Origin of the sequence: Trinickia sp. (genome assembly GCF_051961175.1) — a bacterium.
Taxonomy (GTDB): domain Bacteria; phylum Pseudomonadota; class Gammaproteobacteria; order Burkholderiales; family Burkholderiaceae; genus Trinickia.
This window is the reverse complement of sequence record NZ_JBQCDN010000300.1, coordinates 1-4,580: the sequence shown is the minus strand read 5'-3', so window position 1 is coordinate 4,580 and position 4,580 is coordinate 1. Positions and strand designations below refer to the sequence as shown.

General features: G+C 63.3%; 5 protein-coding genes. 1 reads left to right on the top strand and 4 read right to left on the bottom strand.

Annotated elements, in window-relative coordinates:
* Positions 1-140: 140 nt before the first annotated feature.
* Positions 141-1,139 (top strand): porphobilinogen synthase, encoded by a 999-nt coding sequence (gene hemB, locus ACTHL0_RS18165; RefSeq protein ID WP_440568214.1) that lies wholly within the window; start codon positions 141-143, stop codon positions 1,137-1,139.
* Between the two features lie 174 nt (positions 1,140-1,313).
* Here hemB and dsbD read toward each other — a convergent pair whose 3' ends face one another.
* The 4 genes from dsbD to ACTHL0_RS18145 all read right to left on the bottom strand — a co-directional run.
* A complete protein-coding gene (dsbD, locus tag ACTHL0_RS18160) occupies positions 1,314-3,161 on the bottom strand; it encodes a protein-disulfide reductase DsbD (RefSeq protein ID WP_440568217.1) in 1,848 nt (615 codons plus the stop codon).
* A gap of 49 nt (positions 3,162-3,210) precedes the next feature.
* A complete protein-coding gene (gene cutA, locus ACTHL0_RS18155) occupies positions 3,211-3,522 on the bottom strand; it encodes a divalent-cation tolerance protein CutA (RefSeq protein WP_440568215.1) in 312 nt (103 codons plus the stop codon).
* Between the two features lie 241 nt (positions 3,523-3,763).
* Positions 3,764-4,159 (bottom strand): 50S ribosomal protein L17, encoded by a 396-nt coding sequence (gene rplQ, locus ACTHL0_RS18150; RefSeq protein WP_440568213.1) that lies wholly within the window; start codon positions 4,157-4,159, stop codon positions 3,764-3,766.
* Between the two features lie 164 nt (positions 4,160-4,323).
* The coding region (locus tag ACTHL0_RS18145) for a DNA-directed RNA polymerase subunit alpha C-terminal domain-containing protein (protein ID WP_440568212.1) at positions 4,324-4,580 on the bottom strand (257 nt) is incomplete at its 5' end.

Below are 4,580 nucleotides of genomic sequence, written 5' to 3'. Positions count from 1 at the left end.
AGGAGAAGCGGGGAGGTCCGCGCCATGCGTTCGCTAGAAGGCAAGCGTTTCGCTCGATCGCTATCATATACCATTGTTTGCAAAAGTTTTTGTGCCGGCAGGACCGGCGATTCCTCCTATCCGATAGCGACTTTTCCCCTATGAGCTTCTATCCGCATCACCGCCCTCGCCGCATGCGGCGCGACGATTTCTCTCGTCGTCTCATGCGCGAAAACACGTTGACGACGAACGATCTGATCTACCCCGTGTTCATCGTCGAAGGCAATCAGACGCGCCAGGCCGTGCCGTCGATGCCGGGCGTCGAACGCGTGTCGGTCGATTTGCTGATGGGCGTCGCCGAACAATGCGTCGAACTGGGCGTGCCCGTGCTCTCGTTGTTCCCCGCGATCGAACCCTCGCTCAAAACGCCCGATGGCCGCGAGGCCGCGAACCCGGAAGGCCTGATTCCGCGCGCGGTGCGCGAGCTGAAGAAGCGCTTCCCCGAACTCGGCGTGTTGACCGACGTGGCGCTCGATCCGTACACGAGCCACGGCCAAGACGGTGTGCTCGACGAAGCCGGCTACGTCCTCAATGACGAAACGGTCGACATCCTCGTCGAACAGGCGCGCGTGCAAGCCGAGGCCGGCGTCGACATCGTCGCGCCATCGGACATGATGGATGGGCGGATCGGGGCGCTGCGTGAAATGCTGGAGAGCGAGGATTACATCCATACGCGCATCATGGCGTATGCGGCCAAGTACGCGTCGGCGTTTTACGGCCCGTTCCGCGATGCGGTCGGCTCCGCGACGAATCTCGGCAAAAGCAACAAGATGACCTACCAGATGGATCCGGCCAACTCGGACGAGGCGCTACGCGAAGTGCGGCTCGATATCGACGAGGGCGCCGACATGGTCATGGTCAAGCCGGGCATGCCGTACCTGGACATCGTGCGCCGCGTGAAGGACGAGTTCCGCTTCCCGACGTATGTCTATCAAGTGAGCGGCGAATACGCGATGCTCAAGGCCGCCGCGCAAAACGGCTGGCTCGATCACGACAAGGTGATGATGGAATCGCTGCTGGCGTTCAAGCGCGCCGGCGCCGACGGCGTGCTCACGTACTTCGCGCTCGACGCGGCGCGGTTGCTGCGCGCTCAAAAGTAAACCGTTGCTGCAGCGTTGCAAAGGGTGATCCCTTCGGTGCACGGCTCAGGCGCCGAAGGGATCGCCACACGTGGCGCCCGGTCAGATTCGCGTGCGACTGCCAACGTTGGAATGGCGAAGGGCTGAGCTGAGCGCGGCCGGCACCTGGTCGAATGAGCGAATCACGCGCCCCCGTCACGACTGCAACGCGGGCGCGACGCGATCGAGACTCTGCAAAAACTTATCGGCGGATTCGTAGCCGACCACGCGCAGCACTTCATTGCCCGACCGATCGAAAAAGATGATCCCGGGCGGCCCAAACAGATCGAACCGCTTCAGCAACGCCTGATCGTCGCCGTTGTTCGCGGTCACGTCGGCGCGCAGCAATTGCAGTTGAGCAAGGCGCGCCTTCACACGGTTGTCCGTGAACGTGAAGCGCTCCATCTCCTTGCAGCTCACGCACCAGTCGGCGTAAAAATCGAGCATCGCCGGGCGCATGCTGACCTTGAGCAGCGCATCGAGATTCGTGGAGGATTGAACCGGCGCGAACGCCGTTTGCGTCGGAGCGGTCGCACCCGGTGCCGCCGATTCACCCGACGTCCGAGCAGCGAGCACGGCAAGCGGGCGCACCGGGTCGCTTGACCCCACAGCCAGGCCGACGAGCAGCGTCGCAGCCCAGATGGCCAGCGCCGCGCCAACGCCGCGCCCGAGCCTGCGCCAGATCGACGTTCCACCCGCGTTAGGGGTGAACAGTCCCAAGGCCGCGGCCGCGATCAAGAGCCACAACGCCGCCAGCAGCATTTGCGCCGTCGAAGGCAGCACGGGCCAGACGATCCACAAGGCAGCCGCCAGCAGCACGACGCCGAAGCACACCTTCACGCCGTCCATCCACGCGCCCGCGCGCGGCAGCAGCGTACCTGCGCCCAGACCGATGATCAGCAACGGCACACCGAGACCGAGCCCCATCGAAAACAACGCGGCGCCGCCCAGCACCGCATTGCCCGTATGCGCGATGAAGGCGAGCACCGCGAAGAGCGGTGCCGTCATACAAGCGCCGACGACGAGCGCCGACAAGGCCCCCATCACGGCGACCGCGGCGAACGTGCCGCCGGAACGACGGCTCGACGCTTGCGAGACACCGTCTTGCCATCGCTGCGGCAGCACGAGATCGACGCCGGCGATGAGCGTCAGTGCGAATGCCGTCAGCAAGACGCCGAACGCGCCGAGCACCCACGGGTTTTGCAGCCAGGCGCCCAGCGATTGACCCACGAGCGCAGCCGCGATCCCGAGCGCCGTATAGACGAGCGCCATCCCAACCACATACGAGAGCGATAGCGCAAAAGCGCGCCCGCGCGTGACGTTGCTGCCCTGGCCGATGATGATCGCCGAGACGATGGGAATCATCGGATAAGAGCACGGCAGCAGGCTCAGGACGAGACCGGCCAAAAAGTACAGGCCAACCGTGGCTGCGAAACTGCCGCCCTGCAAGAGCGATTGTGCGTAATCGGCGCTCGTCGCGCGCTCGAACCACGACGCTTGCTGCGCCGCCCCCGCCGCTGGCCCCGCCGCTGGCGCTTGCGTGACGCGTCCGATGGCGCCGGTGCCGCCGATGCTGCCAGCGCTGCCCGCATCGCCGCTCAGCGCGGCTCCGGCCACGTGATAGACATGCTCGGCGGGCGGATAGCAAATCCCTGCGTCCGCGCAGCCTTGCGAGGTGACGGCCAGATCGAACGGGCCGGAGGCGGCCTGCACGGGCACCCGGATGGTCAGATCGCCGCGGTAGGTTTCGACGTTCTTCTGAAACGTCTGATCGAACTTGACGTGCCCCGCCGGCAATTGCGCCGCTCCCAGCGTGGCCGTTCCGTTTTTGACGGCGAACTGGAAGCGCTCCCGATACAGGTAATACCCGTCGGCAATCTTGAAGTGGACGTCGATCTCGTGCGGCTGCTCGTCGGCGCCGAAGCGAAACGCCACCGAAGGATCAAGAAAATCGTCTGCGCGTGCCATGCTGGCGAGCCCCGCCCCGGCCATGGCGAAGGCCATCACAAGCAGGACGAGGCGCACCAGCATGCGCGGAAAATCGGAAAGCGGCTTAAACATGTGTGGTCCGATGCGTTTCGGTCTCCACCCATTGACCATACGCGCTCGACGCCGTGGCCTGCCATGAGAGCAACTCGGGCGTCTCGTAGGGATGGTTCGCAAGAATGAATCGTTCGAGTTCAAGCACGCGTGCCGGGCTCGTCTTGAACAGCAATTGGATCTCGTCAGCCGTCTCCACGACGCCCTTCCAGCGATAGCGGGAACGGACGGCGCCCAACTCGGTGACACAAGCAGCCAGCCGCGCATCGAGCGCGCCTTGCGCAAGCTTTTGCGCCGATTCGGCATCAGGCAGCGTCGTCAGCATCAGTACGACAGGAAGGGGCACGGCGTCTTGACCTCGAGGCGATCCATTTACGCCCGCTATCGTATCACCGAGCGCAAATTCGCCCCCGGGGCCAGCGCACACGACGCGGACGCCCAATGCCCGACGACCCGCCGCATGGGGCGGGCAATATGGGCGAGCACATAAACAAAAAGGGCCAAGCTCACGCCTGACCCTTGTTGCTAAGCCAATCCATGACAAGCCTAAGGCTTGCCGGGAAGCTTTATTCGGCTTCTTGCACGTCTTCCGCTTCCACGACTTCCGGGCGGTCGAGCAATTCGACGAGTGCCATCGGTGCGTTGTCACCCACGCGGAAACCGAACTTCAGGATGCGCAGGTAGCCGCCCGGACGGTTCGCGAAACGCGGACCGAGGACGTCGAACAGCTTGGAGACGGAATCACGATCGCGCAGGCGATTGAACGCCAGACGACGGTTCGCGAGCGACGGCTTCTTGCCGAGCGTGATCAGCGGCTCGACAACTTTACGGAGTTCCTTCGCTTTCGGCAGCGTCGTCTTGATGACTTCATGCTCGATCAGCGAGTTGGACATGTTACGGAGCATTGCCAGACGGTGGCTGCTCGTGCGGTTCAGTTTCCGCAAACCATGACGGTGACGCATTTCAGTTCCTTGATTCGAAGTTTTGGTCCAGCTCTTCTATCGTCCCCGCCTGATCGATGCTGAGCGGTGAGGACACGGGCCGGTAATAAAAAAAGACAAGACGCGGATTTTAAAACGAAATCCGCGTCTTTGCCAGACGACGGGGTGCAAGCACCCCAATAGCCTTACTTGTCGAGACCGGCCGGCGGCCAGTTTTCGAGCTTCATGCCGAGCGTCAAGCCGCGCGAAGCGAGCACTTCCTTGATCTCGTTGAGCGACTTGCGACCCAGGTTCGGCGTCTTCAAGAGCTCGTTTTCCGTGCGCTGGATCAGATCGCCGATGTAGTAGATGTTTTCGGCCTTCAGGCAGTTGGCCGAACGCACCGTCAACTCGAGATCGTCCACCGGACGCAGCAGGATCGGATCGATCTGCGGCGCGCGCG